A 25,994-nucleotide genomic window follows, 5' to 3' on the forward strand; every position below is an offset into this window, starting at 1 on the left:
ACTTGTATACGTTGAAACGCTTTGCCGTGACGGGCACACCTACGGGTGTGCCCCGTTTCACTTTTTGGCACGTGGTCGTGGCGGGGCTCGTTGCCCTTGCCGCCGCACCGCTCGTTGCGATCGTCGCGTCGTTTCGCGCGATCGATTCTGACGTGTGGCACCATCTCACCACCTATCTCTTACCGACACAACTCCTAGAGACGGCGCAGTTGCTGCTCGTCGTCTTGCTCTTGGCGTTCGGGTTGGGGGTGGGGCTGGCGTGGCTTACCACCGCGTACCGATTTCCCGGCGTAGCGCTCTTTCGTTGGGCGCTTTTGCTGCCACTCGCGATGCCTGCATACGTGCTCGGCTTCGTCTATCTTGCCTGGTTCGACGTCACCGGTAGCGTCACCCTCCTCTTGCGGCGCTGGGATATTCCCCTACCGCAGGTGCGTACGCTCTGGGGCGCAGCTTGGGTCCTTGCGCTCGCGCTCTACCCTTACGTCTATTTGGCGGCGCGCGTTGCCTTCGTGACCACCAGCGCCCGGGCGCTGGAGGTGGGTCAAGCGCTGGGGCTGACCCGGCGACAAGCCTTTTGGCGTGTCGCCGTCCCGCTTGCTCGTCCGGCGATCGTTGCGGGGTGCGCGCTCGTTGCGTTCGAAGTGCTTGCCGATTTCGGGGTCGTCGCGCTTTTCGGCGTCGAAACGTTGAGCGTCGGGATCTACAAGGCGTGGTATGCGCTCTTTTCCTTACCGACTGCGATGCAGATCGCCGCACTGCTTGCGTTTTTGGCAATTCTGGCGCTGCTCTTCGAACAGTGGGCGCGCAAGCGGGCACGTTTCACCACCACGGGCCGCAGTCAGCCACTTGCTCCGACACGGCTCGCATCACTCCCCGCCTGGAGCGCAACGCTCGTCTGCACCGTGGTGTTGGCAGTCGCGCTCCTCTTGCCCGTTGCGCAACTCGGCGTTTGGGCGTGGACACTGGGGCGGGACGCGTTGACGAGCCGTTACTGGCACTTTTTCGCCAATTCGCTCTTGCTGGGCGGTAGTGGCGCATTCGTTACCGTGTTGCTCGCGGTGCTCCTTGCCTACGCGCAGCGGCTCGATGGTCGCCCGCTCATGCACACCGCAGTTCGCATCGCCACCGTGGGCTATGCGCTGCCGGGTGCAGTTCTGGCGGTGGGCGTCGTTGCGGTTACCAGCGCGGTCGATCACGCGTGGGTCGCGCTGGGCAGAGGGTTCGGAGCCCAATGGGCACCGCTTTTGGGCGGGACAGTCGTGGCAATGCTCATCGCCTATGCGATCCGTTTTCTGGTGGTCGCGTTCGGCCCTGTCCAGTCGGCACTGGGACGGGTGACGACGCGAATGGACGAAGCGGCGCACAGTTTGGGCGAAACCCAATACGGCGTTCTGCGCCGCATCCATCTTCCGCTGTTGCGTCCGGCCCTTTTCGCCGCGGCTGCGCTCGTCTTCATCGATATTTTGAAAGAGTTGCCGATCACCCTCATGACCCGCCCCTTCGGTTGGGAGACGCTCGCCACCCGTATTTTCGAATTGACCAACGACGGGCGCTGGGAAGAGGCGGCACTCCCGGCATTGGCGGTGACGTTGGCGGGCACCGTTCCCGCCTGGTTCCTTGCCAAAGAGGTCACCCATCCCACCTCGGCACACACTCGGGAAACACCATGCTGACACTGGAGCAGGTCACGAAGCGATTTGGCACCCATACGGTTCTGCGCGATTTCTCGCTGACGCTCGATGCGGGCATGATCGGCTGCCTGCTGGGGCCGAGCGGAAGCGGCAAGACGACGGTGCTGCGGCTGATCGCCGGTTTCGAGACACCCGACGCCGGAACGATCGCGATCGGCGGCGCGCCCGTTGCCGATGCCCGTCGCGCGCTCGAACCCCATCGCCGCCGGGTGGGCATGGTATTTCAGGACCATGCGCTCTTTCCCCACTTGACGGTGGCCGAAAACATCGCGTTCGGGTTACGGGCGTGGCACCCCACGGAACGCACGGCGCGCGTTACCGCGCTGCTGCGCTTGATCGATCTCGACGACGCTGCGCACAAGTATCCGCATGAACTCTCCGGGGGACAGCAGCAACGCGTTGCGCTAGCCCGGGCGCTTGCGCCACGGCCTCGGCTTCTGCTCTTGGATGAGCCGTTCTCTAACCTCGATTCGATGCTCCGCGAACGCTTGGCGATGGAAGTGCGCCGCATCCTCAAACACGAAGCGGTCACGGCGCTACTTGTCACCCACGACCCATTCGAGGCATTTGCAATCGCCGACCGTTTGGGCGTGGTGGCAAACGGCCAGCTTGCCCAATGGGATACCCCGTATGGGCTCTACCATCAACCGCACAACCGCTTCGTTGCTGAATTCATCGGAGAGGGGGCATTTCTACCAGGAACTTTCGAAGCGCCCAACCAAGTGCGCACCGAATTGGGGACGTTACCCTGTCAGGACGAACCCGCCCTTTCTCCGGGAGATGCGGTCGACGTGCTGCTGCGGCCAGATGATCTCGTACACGACGAAGCCAGTCCGGTGATCGCGCGCCCGATCCATGCGGTCTTTCGCGGTTCGATCATTCGCTACACGTTGCGGCTTGCAAGCGGCGCCACCGTTCTCATGGACCACCCCAGCCACGACCCTTTGCCGCTCGAGAGCGCAATCGGCGTACGGCTCGACACCCGCCACGTCGTGGTGTTTCGCCGGACCTCAGCGGGTATCGTCGGTGCCGGGCACAACCGCAACGCGCGCACCTTCGAGCCCAGCCACACGCTGTAATTGCCGATAGCGCGCCAGCACCTTTTTGCTGTAGCGCTTTTGTGGATCTTTCAAACTGCCGTTGTAGTACTGCAGCGCCAATTCCAACGAACCGAAACGCTGCAACCCTTCGGCCAACACTTCGATCCCCACCGCGATATTGACTTCGGGATTAAAGAGGTGGTCCGCTTGCGGCTCGCCATCGACACGCGCATCGATCTTGTCCAGGTGCCACTTGGGGATCACCTGCATCAGGCCCAATGCCCCTTGATCGCTCTTCGCTTTCGGGTCGAACCCCGATTCGACCGCGATCATCGCGACGATCAGCAGCGGATCGAAGCCATAACGGCGCGCTTCGGTCTCGATCGCCTTGAACCAGCGCACCAATTGCTGCTCCGGCGTATCGTAGCGCTTCGCGACGAAACGGCGCAGTTTTCTGAGTTCCGGCGTACTTTCCGTGAGCGAATAGATCTGCAACGAGGTTTGGGCACCGAATTCGGCGCGATCGTCGCCTTGCGTTACGGCGACCCTGGAACGACCCTCTGCGTTCGCGGGAATCGCCAGCGGACGATCCTCGCCTTGGTATCCGACGAACGCCGGCGGAAGCGCAGGCAAATTGGCGGCGTTCACCGGTTCGATCGACCAGGTCAAGAGCGGACGAGGATCGTGATGGGCAACATAAAGCAGCCCGGAAAAAAAAGTCAGGGCGGCCGCCTGACCAAACCACTGTACCCATCTCATTGTGTGACTCCTTTTTTTTGGACCACCCGACTCGTGTCGGGCGAAGAAGTTCCCACCGCTTTAGGCAAACGCCCAGCGGCAGTGTCTTCTCTTTGGGGGTGTCGCTAGGATAGCGCCAAAAGCTTGACGTTTCAAGAAAAATTACGCAAAAACAAGCAGAAAGCGGATAAGGTTGTGGCGAATCTGCGACACCGCTGCGATCACGTGTGGGGAAAGTGCCAGGATAGGCCGGTAGGGTACAAGCGCTCAGCGAGTGCCGCCCATGAGAAAAGCGGCCCGGGATCGGTTTTACGACCGGGCGCGATATCGCAATGGCCCGCGAGGTCGACCATGTGCGGGAAACGGTGACGCAGCGCCGTCAGCAATGTGGCGAGGCGATCGTACTGCGCCCGCGCAAACGGCGTGCTGTCGTCGCCTTCGAGCTCGATCCCGATCGAAAAGTCGTTACACCGATCGCGCCCGCGCCAGCGGGAAACTCCCGCGTGCCACGCCCGTCGTTCGGGCGGGACGAACGCGATGGTCGTACCATCGCGTCGAATCAGGTAATGCGCCGAGACGCGAAGCCCGACAATCGTGCGAAAAAACGGGTGCGCGTCTGGGTCGAGTCTGCCGAGGAAAAAGCGCTCGATCGCGTCTCCGGCAAAGTGGCCCGGCGGCAGGCTGATCGCATGGATCACCGCGAGCGTCACCACGGCGTCGGACGGGCGTGCGTCGGCATGGGGGGAATCGAGGACGCGATCGACCGGCAAGCGCACCGCTCACTCCGGCTTGCCACCCAACCAGGCGGCGATCACGGCAGGTGCCGAAGGGAAATACCAGTGGACGTAGCTTGCCGTCAATGACTCCACCCGGTAGATCGCTTCGCCGTGCGCTCCCTTGTCCCGTGGGGGGTGATATTCCGCGAAGCGCCACGGCGTCTGCGGTGGCGTTTCCCAACGGGAATAGTGAAAGGTGTGGCCTGTGAGGGTCCCTTCCGGCAGCACCAGCCGCTGCCCGCCCAATGCCGCAAGGCGCGACTGCATCACGACATGCCCCGGGAGCAATCCAGCCATCGGATATCGCTGCCCATCGAGCGTTTCGAGCGTGGTCGCCACCGCCACCATCCCGCCACATTCGGCAAGGATCGGAACCCCAGCAGCATGGGCGGCGCGAAGGCTCATGCGAAACCGCTCTGCTGCCGCCAGCTCCGCTGCGAAACGCTCGGGGTACCCCCCGGGGAGCCAGACGGCGTCGGCAGCCGATGGCACAGCCTCATTGGCAACGGGGGAAAACGGGATGAGCGTTGCCCCCAGTGCTTCAAGACATTCGCGGTTCGCTGGGTAGAGGAACGAAAACGCCGCGTCCTCTGCCACCGCGATGCGCTTGCCCGCAAGCAGCGGCGGCAGGTTCGGTGCAGGCGCATCCGGCAAATCAACCTCAGGCCAGGGAGCGTCGGCAACCCACGGCAGAATCGCGTCGGCCAATGCGTCGAGCCGCGCGTCGAGGTCGGCGATCTCAGCAGCCTGGAAAAGCCCCAGATGGCGTTCGGGCAACTGCGCCTCGGATCGCTTAGGCAACGCGCCGACGAATGCCAGCCCAGACGGCAACCGTTCGCTGAGCATTGCCGCGTGACGCGCCCCCGCGACACGATTCGCCACGACCCCCCAAACGTGCAATTCGGGGTCGAACGACGCCAACCCGTGCGCGATCGCCGCAAAGGTCTGCGCCATCTTGCCTGCGTCGATGAGCAGCAACACCGGCAATCCGAGGCGTTTTGCCAGTTCGGCCGCCGACGGATCGCCGTCGAACAGGCCCATCACCCCTTCGACGAGCACCACGTCGGCATCCCGAGCCGCACGCGCCAACCGCCAGCGCGCATCGTCGAGCCCACACATCGCAAGGTCGACGTTCTCCACCGGCGCGTCTGAGGCCGCAGCGAGCACCATCGGATCGAGAAAATCGGGACCGCACTTGAAGAGCCGCACACGTCGCCCCAGCTTGCGGTGCGCGCGCGCAAGCGCCGCGGTTACCACCGTCTTCCCCTGCCCCGACGCTGGGGCAGCAAGCAACGAAGCGATCAAAACTCCACCCCCGGCATCGCGGCAACGCCCGCCTGAAACGCATGCTTCACGAGCCGCATCTCGGTCACCGTATCGGCAGCGGCGAGCAGTTCCGGCGGCGCGCCGCGCCCCGTGATCACCACGTGCTGCATCGCCGGACGGTTGGCGAGCGCCGTCAACACCCGCTCGAGCGGCAGGTAGCGGTACTTCAGCACGATATTGAGTTCGTCGAGCACCACGAGACCAACCGTAGGGTCCGCCAGCGCCGTTTCGGCTGCATGCCACCCCGCTTCTGCCGCCGCGACATCGCGCGCTCGACTCTGCGTCTCCCAGGTAAACCCTTCGCCGCTCACCACCCAGGTGACGTTCGCCTGCCGCCGGAAAAAGGCCTCTTCGCCCGTGTCGCTTCGCCCCTTCACGAACTGCACGACGACGGCACGCAAGCCATGACCGAGCGCCCGCGCCAGCAACCCAAACGCCGCGGTCGATTTCCCTTTGCCTGGCCCCGTATGGACCAACACCACACCGCGTTCGGTTTTCGCCGCAGCGATCTTCTGGTCGATTACCGCTTTTTTGCGCGCCATCCGCGCCTGGTGGCGCGCTTCGGTTGCATCGGTTTGCGTGGGCGCTGGCGTTGCCAGCGCCCGTTCGGGTGCGTCTGCCATCGTCGGGGAAATCCGGTCACGAACACGAAGCGACAATCCTACCACGCTCTCGTGACAGGAGGCGCGAGACCGTCTCCACCTGCAACCCAGTGATCGCGGCGATGTCGCGCAGCCTTGGCCACGGCGCCCCCGGTGCAGCACGGTCGAGCAGCCTGCGCAACCGTTGGAGCCGCGCGAGCGCCGAACCTGAGCGCAAGAGCGCCCCTTCGTGCGCCCGTTCGGCGTGGCGCGTGGCATGCGCCTGCTTCAGAGGATGAGCGGGTACCGTAGCTGCGACCGACTCGACCGACCCCCCAAGAAGCGCTTCAACGCTGAGGCCCATGGCCAAGCCCTCCGTGCGACATCGGGCGTCCCATCCGCCCCAGCGGGCGGACTTCCGCCTCGATATCGACGTCCAATCGCTCTCCGTTGGTCGTGGTAAACGTCAAGGTGAGGGGAACCTTCTGCCCCACCTCGACCGCTTTCGGCAAATCGATCAACATCACGTGGTAACCACCGGGCTCGAGCGCAACCGTCTGCCCAGCTCCAATCGCCAAGCCATTGGGGAGCGCGCGCATCTGCATGCGGTCGCCTACCATCTTCATTTCGTGGATCTCCACCACCGGGGCAACCGGTGTCTTGCCGCCCACCAGCGTCACCGCTTCGTGCGCGGTGATTTGCAGGAACGCGCCGGTGGCTTTCTGACCAGGTACCGTCGCCCGTACCCACGGATCGGTTATCGTCACTGGCGCTTGTGCGTGTGCCGTGGCGGTCACCCCAGCCACTGCGCCAACCACCAGCCAAGCCAACAGATTACGGCGAACCACAAAACGTGTCATTTCCACGGCAAATCCTTTCCTCGTTCCGGGTAGGGTTTGCACACCCACCCAATCGTCACTCACGGCGCTTCGGCCAAGAGCCGCGCGACGTCCTCAGCGAACTGCGTCGCACCCATCGCATGCGGCACGGCCAAGCGCAATTTCCCTTTCGGGTCGTAAACGAACGTGGTTGCCGTGTGGTCCATCGTATAGCTCGCACCCGTAGGCACCTTGCGGTAAAAGACACGGAACGCCTTCGCGGTGGCTTCGAGCGTCGCTGCATCGGGCGGAATCAACCCGACGAACGTCGGATCGAACGCGTCCAAGTACGCACGAACCACCCCGGGTCTGTCGCGTTCGGGATCGACAGTGATGAACACCACGCGAAAACGCTCGCCCTGCGCGCCCAAAAGGCGTTTCACCTCGACGGCACGCGCAAGCGCCGTTGGGCAGACGTCCGGACATTGAATGAAACCGAAATAGAGCGCGACCACCTCACCACGGAAATCGGCAAGGCGGCGAACTTGCCCTTCGGTATCCGGCAACGCGAAATCGCGCCCAAATTCGGCGCCAGTGATCTCTTGCGCGTGAAACGACGCTCGATCCGAACAGGCGGAGAGCACTACCGCACATAACAACACCCAGATGATACGGCGCAAAGCGCCGATGAAACGTCCCATTGCATGCTCCGCTGATGCGATGACTCCACGACAACCTCAACGATCGGGGTATCAGCGGGGCGGCGCGCGCACCGGAGGGAGACGATGCGCGATGGCATCGGCAAAAACGGAAGCAAAGGCGACGGGCAGCGCCGCGACGGTGACAACCCACCCCCATGGCGCGGCCCATGGCGACGCAATGCCCGGGTGGGTCGTTGCAAGAAGACAGTAACCGCACGCCGCGAAGGGATCGTGATGGTCGTGTGCCGCAGGAGGCGCCTGGGATGGCGCCTTCCCTGCCGCGGCATCGGCAGCGTCACTGACTAAGGAGCAAACGTCGGAAAAACTGCGCTGCGCCCGCACTTCCCACGACACCAGCGGGAAGAACGCAGTCAGACACCACCACAAGGCAACCAACAGCGCAGCGTTTCGACGGTTCATGGTTCAAGTATAGCCGAAGCGATCGAGATGCGACATTGACCAGAATCAACAAACAGCAACAAACGAGTTGATCGCTGTCAATTGCTTGCGTTCGGCCTCATCCTCAAAATAGGGTGCTGCAGTTCGTTTTTTGGAGCTCATCGATGCGTAGGCAACCCATCATCACCCTCTTCGTAGCATTGGTTTCCCTGCCTGCTACAGCCCAACAGACACTTCCTGCGATCACGGTCACGGACAAGGCGATCGAAGACGGCGGCAACGCGCTCGCCTTGACCCCGGAAAATATCCGTTCGCTACGCGCTCGGCATCAAACCACCACAGCGCTGCTCAGCGAATTGCCTGGCGTCACGACCCTGGCTGGCGGAGCCCTTTCGCCGCTACCGGTAGTGCGCGGGTTGGCCGACGAACGGCTTCGGGTGACGATCGATGGTGCAGATCTCACCGCAACCTGCCCCAACCATATGAATACGCCGCTCTCTTACACGTCGCCCACGAATATCGAACAGCTCACCCTCTACCCGAGCGTCACCCCCGTTTCGGTGGGCGGCGACGCGATCGGCGGCGCGGTGGTGGTGGAACGGCGCAAAGCGCCATTCGCGAGCGACTCAACGCCCGTTCGTGGTGGCGAAGCGGGCGCCACCTACCGCAGCAACGGCAACGGAAAAGCGGCCGACTTCGCTGCTTGGTACGGCACCGAGACCTTCGCAGCGCAATACCAGGGCAGTTTTGCCGAAAGCGACAACCTGCGCGCTGGCAGCCCCTTCAAAAACTACCGCTTTACTGGACGAGCTGGCCACACCTTGGATACCGACGCAATCGGCTCAACTGCCTACCAGGTACGCAACCACGCCGTCGACTTCGGCTGGAAGAGCGGCGAACACGAGGTACGTGCCGAAGTGGGGCTGCAGCAGCAACCCTACCAGTTCTACCCCAACCAACGGATGGATCTTTTGGACAACGAAGAGAAGCGCGCCGCGTTGGCCTACCGCGGCCGTTTTGCGTGGGGAACGCTTGAAGCACAGCTCTACCATGAGACGGTCGACCACTTCATGGATTTCGGCGCAGACAAACGCTACTGGTACGGGATGGCGTCAGGCGGCCCAACCGCCGTTGACGGTTCCCCGTGCGCCCCCCTCGGTTTCACCTGCGCCGCCGGGATGCCGATGTACGCGTCGAGCACCACCGACGGCGCGAAGGTCAAAGCGACGGTCGCACTCGATACCGCGTCGCTTGTGCGCGTAGGCGGTGAGTGGAACCGCTACACCCTGGACGACTGGTGGCCTCCCTCGGGTAGCGGGATGTGGCCCGACATCTTCTGGAACATCCGCAACGGAGAGCGGGAACGGACCGCACTCTTTGCCGAATGGGAACGCGCCATCAGCCCGACGTGGCGCACCACACTCGGGGCACGAATCGAGCAAGTCACCACCGACGCCGATCCGGTACACGGCTACGCCAACAGCGACGGCACCGCGCCACGCTTCACTTATCAACTGCGCGACAGTACCGCGTTCAATACAAGCGACCGCTCCCGCAGCGACACCCTCTGGAACCTGGTTTGGTCCAACAGTTGGCAACTCTCGCCGGAATGGAGCGCAGCGCTCGACCTGGCGCATCAGAGCCGCGCACCGAGCCTCTATGAGCGCTACCCGTGGAGCACCTGGCAAATGGCGGCGCTCATGAACAATTTCGTCGGCGACGGTAACGGCTACATCGGCAACCTCGATCTGAAGCCGGAGCAGGCCTACACTGCTGCAGCACGCCTGGCTTGGCAAGCAAGCGACCAAGGGTGGCGCATCGAGTGGCGCCCCTACCTCACCGTGATCGAAGACTACATCGACGCCGTGCAGTGGGACGCCACCGCCAACGCCCCCCGCGCCACCCCCGTCACCAACCGGTTCACGGTACTCAAATATGTGAACCAACGGGCGAAGCTCTACGGGCATGAGTTGACGCTACGCGGGCCCCTTGCCCGCAACGGCTGGGGCGCTTGGGCGTTTGCCGCAACGCTCGCGTGTAGCCGCGGCAGCAATACCGAAACGGGCGACAACCTCTACGGGGTGATGCCGCGCAACGTCAAGCTCACGCTTGACCAGACGCGTGGGCAGTGGCAACAGCGTTTCATCGTCGAAGCGGTCGAACGCAAATCGCGGACCAACCGCATACGCAACGAAATTCCGACAGCGGGCTACGCGCTGCTTCACTGGCAAGGGAGCCTGACGCTCTCCAACGCCGTGACGTGGCATTTCGGCATCGACAACGTGTTCGACCGCTCTTACGCCCACCCGCTTGGCGGCGCCTACATTGGTCAAGGGACGACGATGACCAACCCGACGCCCCCCAACGTGCCGCAGTGGGGTACCCCAGTCCCTGGCCCTGGGCGTACCCTGTGGACCAGTCTGCGCGTGCGCTTCTGAACACGCACAGGCAGCGCATGCCGATGGTATGCTTCGTGGGATGAAACTCTGGCAAACCCGGGAACGCGCGATCGGCGCGTTCCTTGCATGGCTCTTGGTAGGTAGCGCAGCTGGCGTTGCCATGCACCGCAGTTCTTTTTCCCTATCGACGCCGGTCCCTGCGCCCACCTCATTGGCGATCGGGTGGGTAGTTCCAGCCACCGCACCAACTTCCCACGCCACGGCTCCTACCCAGACCAACGAAGCCACCCGCATGGCTTCTAAGGAATCTGCAGCCCACGAAGCGCGCTTTGCGCCAGTTCCGAATGCGACCCCACCGGCTACAGCGAACAGAAAGCAGCGGCCGCACCGCACCCAACCGGCACGAAACGTAGCCCCAGCGCAAAACCTGATACCGAAAGAGACACCAGAGCCCAAACAAAACCCCAAACCCAAACCTACCCCCACACCAAAACCCACACCGAGAGCGCCATCCCCGGCACCGCACCCTCGCCCTCCCGAACCCATCGCGGCGCGGGATAGCGCTTTCGCAGACAGCCGTGCGGCAACCGCCTTGTCGCCTCCCAACGTTCTTTCCGCTCCTTTGGCCCACGCGTCGGCACGCCCCGCTGCGCCGGAACCTTCCTCGATCGAGCTCAAAGTCCTCTGCCATCATCGTCCACCACCGCTGTACCCATTCATTGCACGACGGATGGGAATCGAAGGCACGGTCACCGTCCAGGTCACCCTCGATGCCCAGGGAACGATCGTGGCGGCGGAAATCGACCCGCCCCGCTCGACCACCCGCCATCCCGCGCTCACGGCCGCTGCGCTTGACGCCGTGCGGCAATGGCGATGCACCTTGCCAACGGCCTGGCGCGTGGGTACCGTTACGGTTTGGCAACCGTTCCGTTTCCAACTGACCGGCGCGCCATGATGCCACGCCCCAACGCATACGGAACCAGACGATAGGAAGACCATGTCGCTCACCTGGCAAACCCTTGTTCCCCACCCTTTTCTGACGCGCCTCGACGCGATCGGTTGGACGGTCCTCGCCACGCTGATCGGACTCTTGTTCGCCGCTGTCGGCGTGATCGGTGCCCGCGTCTGGTTGGCGTGGCGCGAAAGTCCGCTTGCCACGGCGTTTCGCACCGCGTTTGCGCAAATCGACACCCTGGCCGACTTCGCCGCATTGGTGAATCGACCAGAGGCTACCTGCCATCCCTTCGGGCGGATTGCCGCTGCGGCGTGCGCGGCATGGACAACCTCAGAGCGACGCGCGCCGTTACACCGCAGCGAGTGGCTCTATCGCGCGCTCCAAACGCAGCTCGAACGCGAAGTGGCCGAACGGGAGTGGGGCCTGACCCTTCTTGCCACCGCAGCCAACACCGCCCCCTATATCGGCCTTTTCGGTACCGTCTGGAGCATCTACCACGCCTTGACCGCGATCGCGATCTCCGGCGAAGCGTCCCTCACCGCCGTTGCCGGTCCGGTTGGCGAAGCGCTCATCATGACCGCGATCGGGCTTGCGGTCGCGATTCCCGCTGCGATCGCGCATAACCTCTTCGTGCGCCACAACCGCCTGGTGATTCCCGAACTCGAAGCGTTCGCGCACGAGTGCTACCTGCTCCTCACCGCAGAAAACGAAGAGAACGCGCCCCGAACGCCATGAAACAATACCCATTGCCGTTCCTCACCGTGAAGAGTCGCACCACGGTGAACCCGACGATCCATATCGTCCCACTCGTCGATGTGCTCCTCGTGCTCCTCGTGATCCTGCTCGTCACCGCGCCCGCCCTGTTACACACAGTCCGTACGAAACTGCCCCACGCCGCTGCCGAACCGGCAACGCCACCGCGCGAAACGGTCACTTTGACCCTGACCGCGTCGGGTACGCTGCTCTGGAATGGTGAGCCGCTCCCCCGTGACGCACTGCCAGAGCGGCTAGCAGCGCTCGTTACCGACGCCCACGATGCTGCGCCACCCCCGGTGCTGCTTGCGGTGGAACGCACGGTGCCGTTCGAAGCCGCGGCGCAACTGATGGTGGCGCTCACCCAAGCGGGGATCACGGACGCACGGTTTTTGCTCGATCCCGCCTCTCCTTGATGGTGGAATCGGATTTGGCGCCGCATCGCACTGTTGACTTGGGCAGCGGTTTTCCCGATAATGAACCGACGCGTGACGATAGCGGCGAACCTTCGCCGCACGGGAAGTCCGGTGCAAATCCGGCGCAGCCCCCGCTACTGTGAGCCTGACTGACGCGACACGATGCCACTGGAGCAACCGCTCTGGGAAGGCGTCGCGGCAGGGCGACGGCAAGCCAGGAGACCGATCGTGACGCGCAAACCCAACTGCGCCGCGGGGTGACGGCACGTGGGATAGCGTCATCGTACTCCGTATTCACGGTTTCGCTGTTTCCCCCGAGCGCAGAATTTTCGTAACGGCATGGCTCGGAGGGAAGCACGATGCATATCGAACCTGGACTCTTGACCGGGGCCAAGATGGCCCTCTCCTACCTCACTGGCACGGCCGCACTCTTCGGCGCGGCGCGCTCTGTCTGGACGACGCTGTTCGTTTCCGAACGCGTGGTTCCGGCGTTTGCACACTTCCTGCGCTTTTTGGTGCGCAGCGTATGCGCGTTCGCGATCGCATTTGCGGCGTTCGAACTGCTGCCACACCCCGCGGTGGGCGTTTCCGAAGTGCACCTCATCTTGGGCAGCACGCTCTTCTTGCTCTTTGGCGTTGCCCCGGCAGCGGTCGGTTTGGCCACGGCGTTGCTCGTTCAGGGCCTCTTCTTCGCCCCGTACGATCTGCCGCAATATTTCGCGAACGTCACCACCCTTCTCGCCCCGCTCTTTGCCGTCGCGGCGGTCGCAAAACGGACCATCGCGCCGCACACCCCCTACACCGATTTGCGCTACCGTGACGTGTTTCGTCTCTCCCTCACGTACCAGGGTGGTGTGGTGCTGTGGGTCGCGTTCTGGGCCTTCCTGGGACTGGGTGCACAAGCGTGGCAGCAGATCGCGACCTTTGGTGCTGCCTATTTGAGCGTCTTGGTGGTCGAACCGGCGCTCGATTTGGCGCTCCTTGCCGCAGCGAAACACGCCAAACCGTGGCTCGGCGAAGACACGCTCTTTACCGCTCGTCTGCATCGCGCCGCGTAACGGTCGCGCACTGGTAGGTAACACCCCGTGTCTTTGCCACCGCTTAGCCCCTGCCCCGGCACCGTCTGGTTCGTCGGGGCGGGCCCTGGCGACCCAGAACTCATTACCGTCAAAGGGCAGCGGCTGCTCAGTGAAGCCGGCGCGGTGCTCTACGCCGGTTCGCTCGTCGACGAGGCGGTCGCGCGCTACGCACCGCAGTCGGCCGAAATTGCCGATTCGAAAGGTATGACGCTCGAGGCGATCGCCGAGTGGCTGACCACACGGGCGCAACGCCACGCTACCGTGGTGCGGCTCCAAACAGGGGATCCCACGCTCTACGGCGCACTCACCGAAATGGCGCGGCTGCTCGACGCAGCAGGTGTCCCATGGCGCGCGGTGCCAGGCGTTTCGTCGGCGTTTGCCGCTGCCGCGGCAGCCGGTGAATCCCTCACGCTGCCAGAGGTCACCCAGACGGTGATCTTGACCCGTGCGGAAGGACGAACCCCGATGCCGCCGCGCGAACGGCTCGAGGCGCTCGCCGCGCACCAAGCCACGGTCTGTCTCTTTCTGTCGATCACACTGACGCGGGAAATCGAACGCGCCTTCCTTGCCGCCGGCTGGGCGCCGGAGAGCCCGGTGCTGGTGGTCCACAAAGCGTCATGGCCGCAAGAGCGGATCGTCCGCACCACCTTGTCCGAACTCAGCACCGCTTGCCGCGCCGCAAAGATCGTCTCGCAAGCGATGATCATCGTTTCGCCAGCGCTCGGTGCGCGACAATGGGACGCTGCCCCCCGCAGTAAGCTCTACGACCCAACCTTCACCCACCGCTTTCGTCGTGCAGACAAGGCACCCGAAAAACCCAACGGAGGAGCGTCGTGAGCCCTTCCGCCAACCCCGTCGTCCTCATCGTCGGCCACGGTTCGCGTGAACCCGCAGGCAACCATGAAGTCGAGCAGTTCGCCGCAGCCGCCCGCAAACGCCATCCGCACCACACCATCCTCACCTGCTTCATCGAGTTTGCCGAAGTGCTTTTGCCCGAAGGGTTGGCCCATGCTGCCCAAACCGCACGCGCGGCAGCCCCAGAGGCAGCGACAGTTTTGGTAATCCCCCTCATCATCAACGCCGCGGGTCACGTCAAGATGGAGATCCCGCAAGCCGTCGCCCAAGCCGCACGCGCCTTTCCCGACGTCACATTCACCATCACCCCGCAAGTGGGAACCGGCGACGAACTCTTTGCCGCGCTTCAAGGCGAACGCAAGCGTGCGATGCGCCGCCTGGCGATGCCCGATCCGCAGACCACAGGGGTGATCCTATTGGGGCGCGGTTCGAGTGACCCCGGGGCAAATGCCGAATTGGCGAAACTCGCGCGACGCCTTTTCGAAGCGACCGACCACGAACTGGTCGACCTCGCCTTCACCGGTGTCACCTACCCGCGGCTGGAACGGGTTGCGCAGCGCTTCGTCACCTGGGGCATGACCCAGATCATCGTGCTGCCGGTCTATCTCTTCACCGGCGTTTTGATCGAACGGATCCGCGCGCAGGTGGCGCGTCTCGAGCGGCAATATCCCACCGTCGCGTGGGCGCTTGGTGATTACCTCGGGTTTCGCCCTGAGATCGCCGCCTGGTTCGACGGACTCCTCACCCAACCGCACGAAACGCTGCCGACGCTCGCCTGCACCGGGTGCAAATACCGCACATTTGCGCTCGCACACGGGCTTGGCCATCATCACCACGATCATCACGACCACCATCTCCACCACCACCGTGGCGTTCACGAACCCCACGACCACCCCCATCACAAAAACGGCCCCGATCTCCACTTCCACACTGAGCAACTCCAGGAACAAGTATGACGAACCCGTTACCCACTCCGCGTGTTACCGAACAACTTACCGCTGCCGGTGCCGCAATCGAGCACGAATCGTTCGCGATCATCGACCGTGAAGTGGGCGCCCACGCCTACCCTGCGCACGAATGGCCCGTGGTGCGACGCATGATCCACGCCTCGGCCGACTTCGAAATGAACGGGCTTGTGCAGTTTCATCCCGAGGCGGTCTCCGCCGCGATCGCAGCGATACGGCGCGGCGCCTCCTTCATCGTCGACGTCGAGATGATCCGTGTTGGGCTCTCGAAACCTCGGCTACAGCACTTCGGCATCGAAGTGCATGAGTTCATCTCGGATCCCGAAGTGATCGCCGCGGCAAAAGCGGCGAATACCACACGTGCGGTGATGGCGATGCGCCGTGCCGCCGAACAGGGCCTCTTGGCCGGTTCGGTCGTCGCGATCGGGAACGCCCCCACCGCGCTCCTCGAAGTGGTTCGACTCATGGAAGCCGGGCAAGCACAGCCGGCGGTGGTCCTGGGTATGCCTGTCGGGTTCGTCTCCGCCGCCGAATCGAAAGAGGCACTGATTGCCAGCAACCGTGCCCCGTGGATCGTCGTGCGCGGGCGCAAAGGGGGATCGACGTTGGTGGTTGCGGCACTTCACGCATTGATGGCGCTCGCGGAAACGGCGGATTCGGAACGCTGAAGGAATCGCGCGCTGTGACCGGCCACGCAGATCCCAACGCCAAGCGGCGCGCCCACCGCGGTCGCACCGGATTCACCACCGGCGCGTGTGCCGCCGCAGCAGCGCGTGCGGCGGCACAAGGGTTACTCACCGGCGCGATCCCGGATGCGATCGAAACCAAGCTCCCCAACGGGCAACGCGTCGTCTTCCCCATCCACGAAAAGCGCCTTTATCCCGACGGACGCGCCACCGCGGTCGTGATCAAAGACGCAGGAGACGACCCCGACGTCACCGACAAAGCGCCCATCACCGCAACCGTTGCCTGGGTCTCCGTCCCTGGCCTTTTCGTGGCTGCTGGCGAAGGGGTTGGCATCGTCACGCGCCCTGGCATTGGTCTTCCCGTGGGCGAACCCGCGATCAACCCGGTGCCGCGGCAAAATTTGTGTGAGAATCTGAGCGAACTGTTGGGTGCAGCACCTCCAGCCACCTGCGCCGCGCTACCCACTTCCCCCCTTCCCGAACGCGCTGTCTGCCTGACGCCGGAACTTCCGAACTGCGCGGACCACGGTCTTCTCGTCACCATCGCAGTGCCTGGGGGCGAAACGCTTGCCAAACGCACGCTCAACCCGCGTTTGGGAATCGTGGGCGGCATTTCGATCCTGGGAACTACCGGCATCGTTCGCCCATACTCCACCGCGGCGTTTCGCGCAAGCGTCGTCCAAGCGATCGGGGTTGCGCGTGCCCAAGGGTGTGACACCGTCGTATTGACCACCGGTGGGCGCACCGAAAAGGCGATGATGGCGCTGTGGCCGGAGCTGCCCGAAGCGGCGTTCGTCCAGATGGGGGACTTCGTCCGCACCGCGTTCGATGCCGCGCGCAAAAACGGGATCCGCCACCTGATCATCGGCGCGATGGTCGGCAAACTCACCAAAATGGCGCAAGGAATGCCCGTCACCCACGCCGGAAAAGGGGAGGTAGATCGCACCTTGCTTGCCGACTGCGCGCGGGCCGTCGGCGCGCCGTCCGCCCTGGTTGCTGAGATCGCCGCCGCCGAAACGGCCCGTTTTGCCGCAGAACGATTGGCCGAACTTGGCCTCGACGTCGCGTTTCACTCGGCGCTTGCTGCACGCGCCTGGCACACGCTCAAAACGAAATATTGGCCGGGGTCGGCTCGGCGGCTCACCATCCAAACCGTCGATTTTGCCGGCAATGCGGTGGCGCGCATCGATGAATCCACAGCGCCGCAGTGGCTTGCAGAATGGGAGGAACGATGAATCCGACCGTCATCGGCTGGCTACCCGGAGAACCGCTTCTGCCCGCAGTCACCGACGCGCTGGCACAGGCCACCCTCGTTTTCGGGGCGAAGGGGTTTGCCCCGCTTGCCGAACGGTTTGCGCCCAACGCCCATTTCGAACCGTTCGAAGCGTGGCTCGCGCAACTGCCAGAGCGGTGCGCTCGTGCGATCGTACAAGGAGAACGGGTGGTCGTTGCGACCACGGGGGATCCCCTCTTTCACGGCGCAGCGGCCGCACTGCTTGCGCACTTCGGTCCCGACGCGGTCACGGTGCTGCCTGAGCGCAGTTCGGTCCAACTGGCCTGTGCGCGTCTGGGTATCCCCTGGCACAACGCCACGCTCGTCTCCGCGCACGGCAAAGTACGCGAACCGTGGTCGTGGAAGAACGCTCCCCACCATCCGTTGCGCCCCGTGCTCGTAGCGGCTGCGCACAACCGATCACCGATCGTCGCATTGACGGCGCCCGGTGCTGGCGCAACCGAAATCGCCAGTGCGCTCACCGAGCTATCCCTGGCGCATCGGTACCGCATCAGCGTCGCTGCGCGCATCGGGCTCGACGGCGAAGCGCTGTGGCGCGATCTCGAACCGTCGCAGGCTGCCGCAACCGCGTTTCCCCACCCGCACATCGCGATCTTGACCAGCACCACCCCCGGCACCGAAGCGGCTTTCGGCTGGGACGACGACGCTTACGCCCAACGACAACCGGAAAAAGGGCTGATCACCAAACGGGAAGTGCGCGCGGTGGCGCTTGCGCTTCTTGCCCTCACCCCACACGACACCGTCTGGGACATCGGCGCCGGGTCGGGCAGCGTCGGCCTCGAAGCGGCCCGCCTCACCCCCGAAGGGGCGGTATGGGCATTCGAAAAAAACGCAGACGACGTCGCGATCGCCCTGACCAACGCGCGCCGCTTTCACGCGGCCAACTGGACGATTCGCCACACCAAAGCGCCCGCTGGGCTCGAGGAAGCCCCCGACCCCAACGCGGTCTTCATCGGCGGCTCCGGTGGCGAACTGGCCGAACTCCTGACCTACTGTTGGCAACGCATCGCCCCTGGCGGACGGCTCATCGCCACCTTCGTGACCCTGGAAAACTTGGCTACCGCCACCGCGGCGATGACCGCACTCGACGCCCCGTGGCACGCCACCCAACTGTGGGCGGCACGCACCAAACCCATCCTGGCGATGCACCGCTTCGCCGCCGAAAACCCGGTCTGGCTCGTTGCGGCGACGAAGGAGCCATCATGACTGTTTCGCCACACTTCCTGTCTGAGACCACACCTCCAGCCGCCGCAACGACCGAGGCGCTGGGCACCCTTTACGGAATCTCGCTTGGCCCCGGCAACCCGGATTGGATCACCCGCGGCGCATGGCGCATCCTCACCGGCACGGCACGGTGGGCCTATCCGGTACGCAAACAGGGTGGCGAATCGGTCGCGCTGACGATCGCGAACCGGGCAGGCTTGACCACCCCGGCGGACGCGATCGAACTCCATTTCCCGATGAGCCACGATCCCCTTGTCCTCACCAGGGCGTGGGCCCGCGCCGCGGAGGCGATCCTACCCACCCTGCTTGCGGGTCGCGACGTTGCGGTTCTTGTCGAAGGCGACGCCTCGACCTACGCCACGTTCCAATATCTGGCTGCGGCCGTGCGCGAACGCGCCCCCCGGATTCGCGTCGACACCCTACCCGGCGTCAATAGCTTCACTGCTGCCGCGGCAGCCGCAGCGATTCCCCTTGCTGCACAGGAAGAACGCATCGCGGTGCTTCCCGCCAACTATGGTTTGTCACTCATCGAAACGGTCTTGCCCCACTTCGAGACCCTGATCCTGCTCAAAGTCAAACCCCTCTGGCCTACGCTCGTTGCCTGGCTCAGCGAACGGTCGTTGCTTGCGCATGCGCTCCTTGCGGAACGGATCGGCATGCCCGACGAACGCATCCTTCGCGGCGAAGCGCTTCACGACCTTGCCGACGCCACGCTCAGTTACCTCGCGCTCCTCATCCTGCGTAACCCCAACGCGACGCCGGTCGGCGAACGCATTCGCGGCTGTCGCAAAAAGACCGCGGCATCTCCACGCACCAGCGTGACCGTTCCCGCATCCGAAGCGAAACCCCATGAATCCCACGCCGCTGTCGCAAGCCCCAGGAACCCAGGCCCCCAGTAACGCCACGATGACACCAACGATGCCCCCCAAGCCAACGAACCCGACGCCAGAAGCCCCGACTCAAACATCTCCCAACCAAGCTGCCATCTGGCAAGCGGCGCGCAGTACGTTCGCCGCCCCTGCGTTCGTCGCGATCACCCGCCACGGCGCTCAGACCGCGGCCCGCGCGCGCGCCGCGGTCGCCCCACACGCACCGCTCTACCTCCCCGAAAAATATGCCGCAACGCTTGGCGAAGCGGCTCATATTCGCCCCTACGCCAGCAAAACGGCGGACGCGATCGCGACGCTGTGGCAGCAACACGACGCCCTTGTCGCGGTCGTCTCACTGGGTGCGATCGTCCGCCTCATTGCGCCGCTCCTTGCCGACAAAAACCGCGACCCAGCGGTCGTCGTGATCGACGACTCCGGCCGCTTCGTCATCCCCGTGCTCTCGGGCCACTTGGGTGGCGCCAACGCGTTGGCGCAAGCGATTGCCGAAGCGCTGGGAGCCACCTGTGTGCTCACCACCGCATCCGACAGCCAGAAAAGCCTTGCGGTCGACCTTTTGGGCCGCGAACTCGACTGGCGCTTCCAAGCCAGCCACGACACGGTCGTCCATGTCTCGGCTGCCGTCGTCAATGGGGACCCCGTGCTCCTGTGGCAAACGTGCGACCACGACCGCGACTGGTGGTCCCACCACGCCGGCGGCCGCCGCGGCATACCACTGCCCCAACACATCCACGTGCGGCACGTTTCGCCGGACAGCCCCTTTCCCAGCGAACTCGCCAACCACTTCCGCGCGCTCCTTTGGGTGGGTCGCATCCCACCCCCGCCGCAGGTCCGCGCAGCGTTCCCAGAACGGCTCATCCATTACGCGCCGCCGGAGCGGATCGACCGCACCCGCGTTGCCGTCGGTGTCGGTTGCGACCGGGGCACCCCTGCGGAAACGATCGCCACGGCCCTGCAGGAAGCGTTGGCACGTCTGCCCGAACCGGCCACAATCGTCCATTGCGCGTCGATCACCCTGAAGCGCGACGAATCGGGGTTACACGAAGCGTTGGCGCCCTACCTTCACGCTGGCGCCAGCCTCTCGTTCTACCCGCCCGAAGCGCTCGCCGCGATTCCGGTTCCTTCCCCTTCGGAGACGGTGCGCCGTTATACCGGCACCCCTTCGGTTGCCGAAGCGGCGGCGCTGCTCGCAGCGGGGTGGCGCGCATCGACCCTGGCCGAACATCCGGGCTACCCGATGCTCCCGGTGGAAAAACTGCGCCGTCGCGGCAGTGACGGGCGCAACGTCACCATCTCCCTCGCCTACTGTTACCAACCCCCTGAAGGAACGAAACCCGATGGCGCAACCCGCAACGCATCCGAACGCGACGTGTACCGCTCGCTTTGCTCTGAACCCCGCTGAAGGAGCTAGCGTATGAGTACCAAAGGAACGCTCTATCTCGTCGGCATCGGCCCTGGGAGCGAAGCGCACATGACCGATGCCGCGCGCGCAGCGATCGCAGCGGCCGATGTGGTGATCGGCTACGTCACCTATTTGCGGCTCGTTGCCGATCTCACCGCCGGGAAAACGATCATCAAAAAAGGGATGACCGAAGAGATCGACCGCGCACAAGAAGCGATCGCATACGCCCGACGCGGACACACCGTCGCGTTGATCTCCTCCGGGGACGTCGGCATCTACGGCATGGCTGGCCCCACCTTCGAAGCGCTTTTGGCCAGCGGCTGGCGCCCCGATGCCGAAGCGGATATTCAGGTCGAGGTCGTACCGGGCGTCACCGCGCTCTCTGCGGTCGCGGCTCTTGTCGGCGCACCGCTCACCCACGACTTCTGCGCGATCTCGCTTTCTGACCTCCTAACGCCGTGGCCGGTGATTGCCCGACGCATCGCCGCCGCTGCCGCCGCCGACTTCGTCGTCGCGCTCTACAACCCCAAATCGGGACGACGCACCCAGCAGATCGTCGAAGCGCAATGGCTGCTTTTGCAACACCGTGCCTCCACCACACCAGTAGCCATCGTCAAATCGGCATACCGCAAACGGCAGCAGATCCAGATGACGACGCTTGCCGAAATGGCCGAATGCGAAATCGGTATGCTCTCGACCGTGCTTGTGGGCAACAGCAACACCTTCGTCGCGCACGGAAAAATGGTCACACCGCGCGGCTACGGCAACAAATACGCCGCCGACGGTACCCCGTTACCCGGCGAACGCCCGGCACACTCGCTCTCGCAGGGGCTCAGCGGCACGATTGCCGCGATTCAAACTTCCCCAGCCAGCAACGAAGCGCTCGCGGCCCAACTGCAGTTACCGCTTGCCTACATCGAACGGCTCCGCACCTTGTCACCGCACCCGAGCACGTCCGGAGATGATCGCTAACGCTTTCGCTCCCGCTGAACGCGCTGCGGTCTACCGCGCGATTACCGAACGGCGCGACGTGCGCCGCCACTTTCTCCCCGACCCCATCCCGGAACCGCTTCTGATGCGCCTCTTGGACGCTGCGCACCATGCCCCTTCCGTCGGATTTTCCCAACCGTGGGAATTTGTCATCGTGCGCGACCCACAAACCAAAGCACGGGTGCACGCCGCATTTGCCAAAGCCAACGAAGAAGCCGCAATGCGCTTCAGCGGCGAACGGCGCACCCGCTATCGCCAACTCAAACTCGAAGGGATTCGCGAAGCCCCGATCAACCTCCTGGTTGCCTGCAACCGTCGCCGCGGCGGCCCCGTGGTACTCGGTCGCACCCACCAGCGTTCGATGGATCTCTTCTCCTGCGTCTGCGCGATCCAAAACCTCTGGCTGGCGGCGCGCGCCGAAGGGATCGGCGTCGGCTGGGTCAGCATCATTCGGCGCCAAGCACTCCGAGAGATCTTTCATTTGCCCCACCACGTCGTCCCGATCGCCTATCTCTGCCTGGGATGGGTGCGCGAATTCCTTCCCGAACCGGAATTGCAGCAAGTCGGTTGGGCCAAGCGCGACCCCCTTTCAGACCACCTCCACTGGGAGCGCTACGCAGCACCAGCGAACGAATTGGGTATCATCGACGGATCGACGCCACAGGAGTAACCGCAAAATGGCTCAGCTCGACGACACCGACCGGCAGACCCTCGAAACCGTTCTGTTTCCGCGCGGCTGGCAACGCGACGGCGAAACACTCAAACGCACCTACCGCTTTGCCGACTTTGTCCAGGCGTTCGGCTGGATGAACCAAGTAGCACTCGTTGCCGAACGGATAAACCACCACCCCGAATGGCGCAACGTCTGGAACCGGGTCGAAGTCACCCTCACGACCCACGACGCCGGTGGCCTCACCGCGAAGGACGTCGCGCTTGCCCAAGCGATGGAACAACTCGCGATGCCGTTCTTGGCCGACCGCACCGCGTAGCGTCAACCGATGCCGCCGACACCCAGCGCCCAAGCAACCGTCCACCTCATTTTGGGGGGCGCCCGCTCCGGCAAGAGCCGCTACGCCGAATCGCTCGCGCACGCCGCCCCGCCCCCCGTTGCGTACCTCGCAACCGCCCATGCGGGCGACGACGAAATGGCGACGCGCATTGCCCACCACCGCGCGCAGCGACCGAACACGTGGCACACGATCGAAGCGCCCTACCACCTGAGCAGAGCGCTCGACGCAGCGCTCACCAACGCCAACACCGTCGTGATCGACTGCCTCACCCTCTGGCTGAGCAATTGGCTGCTCTGGTGGGAAACGGCATGGTCTCCCCCGCACGCTCTGCCACCGACACCACGAGACGCCTCCGATGTCACCCGGCGCGCAGCGTGGGAAGCCGAACGCGCCGCGCTCTTGGAAAATCTCGCCAAAGCGGCCCCGCACCACACGATTCTTCTCGTGGCCAACGAAGTGGGGCTGGGCATCGTCCCCAACGACCCCCTCGCTCGTCACTTCCGTGACGAAGCGGGCTGGCTCAACCAGGCGGTTGCGGCCGTTGCCACCCGGGTTACCTTCGTCGCTGCAGGACTTCCCCTCCCGCTCAAATCCTGAAAGGAACACCCATGCGCCCAACACCCGCGCCGATCGACGAAACCCTGGCCCCCAAACTCCAACACAAAATCGACCGCAAAACGAAACCCCTGGGTGCGCTGGGGCGGCTCGAAGCGGTGGCGTTGCAACTCGGATTGATCCAGAACCGCCTCGACCCAAGCGCGCACCACCCCTACGCCCTCGTCTTCGCCGCCGATCACGGCCTCACCCGTGCCCACCCGGTCTCTGCCTACCCCCGTGAAGTCACCTGGCAGATGGTGCTGAACTTCCTCGCAGGGGGCGCTGCGATCAACGTCTTTTGCCGCACCTTCGGCATTCCGCTGAAAGTGGTCGACGCTGGGGTCGACCACCTCTTCACACCGCACCCCGATCTCATCGACGCGAAACTCGCTTTTGGCAGCAACGATGCGGTCACCGCACCCGCGCTGGGCTTGGAACTCGCCCACCGCGCCGTCGCCACCGGAGCGGAAATCGTCAACCGCCTACCGGATTCCCTCGACGTCCTGATCCTGGGCGAAATGGGGATCGGCAACACCGCTACCGCCACCCTCTTGTTGCACTGCTTCACGGGGTTGCCGCTTGCCACGCTGGTCGGTCGCGGCACAGGGCTCGACGACGCCGGCGTCGCGCGCAAACGCGCCGTGCTGGAAACCGCATTGGCGCGCGGCGGCATTTCTTCGGACCCGTGGCAGATCCTCGCCGAATATGGCGGACTGGAAATCGCCCAAATGGCGGGCGCGATGCTCGCCGCCAGCGAACGCCGCGTCGCGGTGCTGGTCGACGGCTTCATCGCCACCGCAGCGGCCGTCACGGCGCTGGCGATCACCCCCGAAATCCGCCCCTACCTGATCTTCACCCACTGCTCGAACGAACAGGGACACCGCGCCGTGCTCGACCACCTGGGCGTATCGCCCCTCCTTGACCTCGACCTGCGGCTGGGCGAAGGGACCGGCGCGGCGCTCGCCTACCCGCTCGTACAAGCCGCCGCCGCGTTTCTCAACGAAATGGCGAGCTTCGAATCGGCTGGCGTCGCCGACCGCGCGTGAACCGCTATCAGCAAATGCCGCCCCGCTGGATGCGTTCTTTACACCGTGAATGGAGGCGCTTCGCGCAAGCGCTCCGCTACTTCACGCGCTTACCCTGCCCAAGCGCCGGGCGCTATCGCGCCGCGCACGTTCCGCGCACCCTGCCCTATTTTCCCTGGGTCGGACTCATCGTAGGGGGACTGAGCGCAGGCGCGTACCTCGTCGCTTCCACCCTTTTCGCCAGTGCCTCGCTTGCGGCGCTCTGCGCCCTAGCAACCCACCTTATCGTCACAGGCGCATTTCACGAAGACGGACTGGCCGACACCGTCGATGGCTTTGGCGGCGGCTACGATACAATTCGCGTTCTTGCCATCATGAAGGATTCTCGCGTCGGCACGTTCGGCGCAGTCGCACTGTGGCTGGCATTGACCCTGCAGTGGCAGGCGCTCACCCTGCTGGGCAGCGCCCATGGTGTTTTCGCCGTCTGCAGCGCGCTCGTCGCTGCCCATGCGGCTGCCCGCTTCATCGTTCTCATACCGATGACGCGCCTGCCCTATTTGCGTTCCGCCGATGGCAGCAAGGCCTACCCCTTCGCCGCCGCCAAACTGACTCGCGGCGAATGGGCGAAAGCGGGACTGGCGATCGTACTGCCCTTAGCCGCGCTGCCGCTTGCGGTGGCATCGGGCATGATCGCCGGCATCGGGCTTGGTGCCGGCTACTGGATCTGGCGCACCGACAAGCGCTTGGGCGGCTTTACCGGTGACGTGCTCGGCGCGATCGAATCGACGGCCTTTACCACAGGATTACTAGGAATTTTGTGCGCATGGAACTCTATTTGATCCGACACCCCAAAACGGCAGCACCCGACGGCGTCTGCTACGGCCAGAGCGAATGGCCACTCGCGGAAGACCCGGAAGCGGTCGCAGCGCGCCTCACGCCACTGCTGCCCGAACACTTCCACCTCTACAGCAGCCCCAGCGAACGGGCCGCGGAACTCGCCCGCGCGTTGGGCCGTCCGTCCTACGACGACCGGTTATTGGAAATCGATTTTGGCGAATGGGAAGGCGTCCCGTTTGCGACGATCGACCCCGAGCTCATCGCCCGGTGGGCGGCGAACCCGTTCGGCTTCCAGCCCCCCGGCGGCGAATCGGCCGCCGAAATGGCGATCCGCGCGCTCGAATGGTGGCAGGAGACGCGCGAACGCCGTCTCGACGTCGATGCCATCGTCGTCGTCGCCCACGCCGGCCCGTTGAAAGCGATTGCCGGACACCTCTTGGGGCTGCCGCGCGAACGGTGGCTCGCACTCGACTTTGCCTGTAGTCACGCCACCCGCATCGACGTCGCACCCTGGGGCGCGACACTGAAATGGTTCAACCGCTAGCCTTTT

Annotated in this window: 29 protein-coding genes and 1 riboswitch; of the genes, 21 read left to right on the forward strand and 8 right to left on the reverse strand. The window is 64.4% G+C overall.

The features are described 5' to 3' along the window. Nucleotides 1-26 precede the first annotated feature (26 nt). Together HPTL_RS09980 and HPTL_RS09985 are read left to right on the forward strand one after the other, a co-directional pair. Complete coding sequence (locus HPTL_RS09980) at nucleotides 27-1,673, forward strand: ABC transporter permease (protein WP_197713684.1); 1,647 nt, start codon at nucleotides 27-29, stop codon at nucleotides 1,671-1,673. Further along, nucleotides 1,667-2,770, forward strand: coding sequence for an ABC transporter ATP-binding protein (locus HPTL_RS09985; protein WP_119335843.1), 1,104 nt, complete (start codon nucleotides 1,667-1,669; stop codon nucleotides 2,768-2,770). The genes HPTL_RS09980 and HPTL_RS09985 overlap by 7 nt, the downstream gene beginning before the upstream one ends. Here the strand turns inward: HPTL_RS09985 and HPTL_RS09990 are convergent. From HPTL_RS09990 to HPTL_RS10025, 8 genes are all read right to left on the reverse strand, one after another. After that, on the reverse strand, nucleotides 2,702-3,490 hold the full coding sequence (locus HPTL_RS09990) for a transglycosylase SLT domain-containing protein (protein WP_119335844.1): 789 nt from the start codon (nucleotides 3,488-3,490) through the stop codon (nucleotides 2,702-2,704). The two genes, HPTL_RS09985 and HPTL_RS09990, sit on opposite strands and share 69 nt — an antisense overlap. A 200-nt stretch (nucleotides 3,491-3,690) precedes the next feature. After that, nucleotides 3,691-4,245: a 1,6-anhydro-N-acetylmuramyl-L-alanine amidase AmpD gene (gene ampD / locus HPTL_RS09995; RefSeq protein ID WP_119335845.1), complete on the reverse strand. Its 555-nt coding sequence runs from the start codon at nucleotides 4,243-4,245 to the stop codon at nucleotides 3,691-3,693. A 3-nt stretch (nucleotides 4,246-4,248) separates the two neighbouring features. Next, complete coding sequence (locus tag HPTL_RS10000; protein WP_119335846.1) at nucleotides 4,249-5,550, reverse strand: cobyrinate a,c-diamide synthase; 1,302 nt, start codon at nucleotides 5,548-5,550, stop codon at nucleotides 4,249-4,251. Beyond that, nucleotides 5,547-6,194, reverse strand: a complete 648-nt coding sequence (cobO, locus tag HPTL_RS10005; RefSeq protein ID WP_119335847.1) for a cob(I)yrinic acid a,c-diamide adenosyltransferase — start codon at nucleotides 6,192-6,194, stop codon at nucleotides 5,547-5,549. The genes HPTL_RS10000 and cobO overlap by 4 nt, the downstream gene beginning before the upstream one ends. A 16-nt stretch (nucleotides 6,195-6,210) precedes the next feature. After that, nucleotides 6,211-6,516 (reverse strand): helix-turn-helix domain-containing protein, encoded by a 306-nt coding sequence (locus HPTL_RS10010; protein WP_119335848.1) that lies wholly within the window; start codon nucleotides 6,514-6,516, stop codon nucleotides 6,211-6,213. Next, entirely contained in the window at nucleotides 6,500-7,012 is a 513-nt protein-coding gene (locus HPTL_RS10015; protein ID WP_119335849.1) for a copper chaperone PCu(A)C, read from the reverse strand. Before HPTL_RS10015 ends, HPTL_RS10010 begins: the two co-directional genes overlap by 17 nt. Before the next feature lie 59 nt (nucleotides 7,013-7,071). Continuing rightward, nucleotides 7,072-7,671: an SCO family protein gene (locus HPTL_RS10020; protein ID WP_119335850.1), complete on the reverse strand. Its 600-nt coding sequence runs from the start codon at nucleotides 7,669-7,671 to the stop codon at nucleotides 7,072-7,074. Between the two features lie 51 nt (nucleotides 7,672-7,722). After that, on the reverse strand, nucleotides 7,723-8,091 hold the full coding sequence (locus tag HPTL_RS10025) for a DUF2946 family protein (RefSeq protein ID WP_119335851.1): 369 nt from the start codon (nucleotides 8,089-8,091) through the stop codon (nucleotides 7,723-7,725). A 143-nt stretch (nucleotides 8,092-8,234) separates the two neighbouring features. On the opposite strand from HPTL_RS10025, the gene HPTL_RS10030 reads away from it, so the two are divergent. From HPTL_RS10030 to HPTL_RS10120, 19 genes are all read left to right on the forward strand, one after another. Then, nucleotides 8,235-10,508 carry a TonB-dependent receptor plug domain-containing protein gene (locus tag HPTL_RS10030; protein WP_119335852.1) on the forward strand — a complete coding sequence of 758 codons (2,274 nt, stop codon included), beginning with the start codon at nucleotides 8,235-8,237 and terminating at the stop codon, nucleotides 10,506-10,508. 253 nt (nucleotides 10,509-10,761) lie between these two features. Then, nucleotides 10,762-11,424 (forward strand): energy transducer TonB, encoded by a 663-nt coding sequence (locus HPTL_RS11570; protein WP_269461311.1) that lies wholly within the window; start codon nucleotides 10,762-10,764, stop codon nucleotides 11,422-11,424. Nucleotides 11,425-11,466: 42 nt separating this feature from the next. After that, complete coding sequence (locus HPTL_RS10040; protein ID WP_119335854.1) at nucleotides 11,467-12,159, forward strand: MotA/TolQ/ExbB proton channel family protein; 693 nt, start codon at nucleotides 11,467-11,469, stop codon at nucleotides 12,157-12,159. Further along, nucleotides 12,156-12,593, forward strand: coding sequence for an ExbD/TolR family protein (locus tag HPTL_RS10045; protein ID WP_119335855.1), 438 nt, complete (start codon nucleotides 12,156-12,158; stop codon nucleotides 12,591-12,593). The genes HPTL_RS10040 and HPTL_RS10045 overlap by 4 nt, the downstream gene beginning before the upstream one ends. A 59-nt stretch (nucleotides 12,594-12,652) precedes the next feature. Beyond that, nucleotides 12,653-12,838: riboswitch (cobalamin riboswitch) on the forward strand. A 114-nt stretch (nucleotides 12,839-12,952) separates the two neighbouring features. After that, a complete protein-coding gene (locus HPTL_RS10050; protein ID WP_119335856.1) occupies nucleotides 12,953-13,651 on the forward strand; it encodes an energy-coupling factor ABC transporter permease in 699 nt (232 codons plus the stop codon). 27 nt (nucleotides 13,652-13,678) lie between these two features. After that, a complete protein-coding gene (cobM, locus tag HPTL_RS10055) occupies nucleotides 13,679-14,509 on the forward strand; it encodes a precorrin-4 C(11)-methyltransferase (protein ID WP_197713685.1) in 831 nt (276 codons plus the stop codon). After that, nucleotides 14,506-15,483 carry a sirohydrochlorin chelatase gene (locus tag HPTL_RS10060; RefSeq protein WP_119335857.1) on the forward strand — a complete coding sequence of 326 codons (978 nt, stop codon included), beginning with the start codon at nucleotides 14,506-14,508 and terminating at the stop codon, nucleotides 15,481-15,483. The genes cobM and HPTL_RS10060 overlap by 4 nt, the downstream gene beginning before the upstream one ends. Beyond that, nucleotides 15,480-16,160: a precorrin-8X methylmutase gene (locus HPTL_RS10065; protein WP_119335858.1), complete on the forward strand. Its 681-nt coding sequence runs from the start codon at nucleotides 15,480-15,482 to the stop codon at nucleotides 16,158-16,160. The genes HPTL_RS10060 and HPTL_RS10065 overlap by 4 nt, the downstream gene beginning before the upstream one ends. A 14-nt stretch (nucleotides 16,161-16,174) precedes the next feature. Further along, entirely contained in the window at nucleotides 16,175-17,413 is a 1,239-nt protein-coding gene (locus HPTL_RS10070) for a cobalt-precorrin-5B (C(1))-methyltransferase (protein ID WP_119335859.1), read from the forward strand. Then, nucleotides 17,410-18,678: a precorrin-6y C5,15-methyltransferase (decarboxylating) subunit CbiE gene (gene cbiE, locus HPTL_RS10075; RefSeq protein WP_170141340.1), complete on the forward strand. Its 1,269-nt coding sequence runs from the start codon at nucleotides 17,410-17,412 to the stop codon at nucleotides 18,676-18,678. The genes HPTL_RS10070 and cbiE overlap by 4 nt, the downstream gene beginning before the upstream one ends. Continuing rightward, nucleotides 18,675-19,595, forward strand: a complete 921-nt coding sequence (gene cobI / locus HPTL_RS10080) for a precorrin-2 C(20)-methyltransferase (protein ID WP_119335861.1) — start codon at nucleotides 18,675-18,677, stop codon at nucleotides 19,593-19,595. Before cbiE ends, cobI begins: the two co-directional genes overlap by 4 nt. 7 nt (nucleotides 19,596-19,602) lie before the next feature. Beyond that, on the forward strand, nucleotides 19,603-20,985 hold the full coding sequence (locus tag HPTL_RS10085) for a cobalt-precorrin 5A hydrolase (protein ID WP_231999987.1): 1,383 nt from the start codon (nucleotides 19,603-19,605) through the stop codon (nucleotides 20,983-20,985). Nucleotides 20,986-20,997: 12 nt separating this feature from the next. After that, nucleotides 20,998-21,957 carry a precorrin-3B C(17)-methyltransferase gene (cobJ, locus tag HPTL_RS10090; protein WP_119335862.1) on the forward strand — a complete coding sequence of 320 codons (960 nt, stop codon included), beginning with the start codon at nucleotides 20,998-21,000 and terminating at the stop codon, nucleotides 21,955-21,957. Next, nucleotides 21,947-22,645: a 5,6-dimethylbenzimidazole synthase gene (gene bluB, locus HPTL_RS10095; RefSeq protein WP_119335863.1), complete on the forward strand. Its 699-nt coding sequence runs from the start codon at nucleotides 21,947-21,949 to the stop codon at nucleotides 22,643-22,645. Before cobJ ends, bluB begins: the two co-directional genes overlap by 11 nt. A gap of 7 nt (nucleotides 22,646-22,652) precedes the next feature. Beyond that, complete coding sequence (locus HPTL_RS10100) at nucleotides 22,653-22,964, forward strand: 4a-hydroxytetrahydrobiopterin dehydratase (RefSeq protein ID WP_119335864.1); 312 nt, start codon at nucleotides 22,653-22,655, stop codon at nucleotides 22,962-22,964. A gap of 9 nt (nucleotides 22,965-22,973) precedes the next feature. After that, complete coding sequence (gene cobU, locus HPTL_RS10105) at nucleotides 22,974-23,582, forward strand: bifunctional adenosylcobinamide kinase/adenosylcobinamide-phosphate guanylyltransferase (RefSeq protein WP_119335865.1); 609 nt, start codon at nucleotides 22,974-22,976, stop codon at nucleotides 23,580-23,582. 11 nt (nucleotides 23,583-23,593) lie between these two features. Continuing rightward, complete coding sequence (gene cobT, locus HPTL_RS10110) at nucleotides 23,594-24,628, forward strand: nicotinate-nucleotide--dimethylbenzimidazole phosphoribosyltransferase (protein ID WP_119335866.1); 1,035 nt, start codon at nucleotides 23,594-23,596, stop codon at nucleotides 24,626-24,628. A gap of 29 nt (nucleotides 24,629-24,657) precedes the next feature. Beyond that, on the forward strand, nucleotides 24,658-25,446 hold the full coding sequence (locus HPTL_RS10115) for an adenosylcobinamide-GDP ribazoletransferase (RefSeq protein WP_170141341.1): 789 nt from the start codon (nucleotides 24,658-24,660) through the stop codon (nucleotides 25,444-25,446). Next, nucleotides 25,431-25,988, forward strand: a complete 558-nt coding sequence (locus HPTL_RS10120; protein ID WP_119335868.1) for a histidine phosphatase family protein — start codon at nucleotides 25,431-25,433, stop codon at nucleotides 25,986-25,988. Before HPTL_RS10115 ends, HPTL_RS10120 begins: the two co-directional genes overlap by 16 nt. Nucleotides 25,989-25,994: the final 6 nt, after the last annotated feature.

The organism is Hydrogenophilus thermoluteolus (assembly GCF_003574215.1).
In the GTDB taxonomy this organism is placed as follows: Bacteria; Pseudomonadota; Gammaproteobacteria; order Burkholderiales; family Rhodocyclaceae; genus Hydrogenophilus; species Hydrogenophilus thermoluteolus.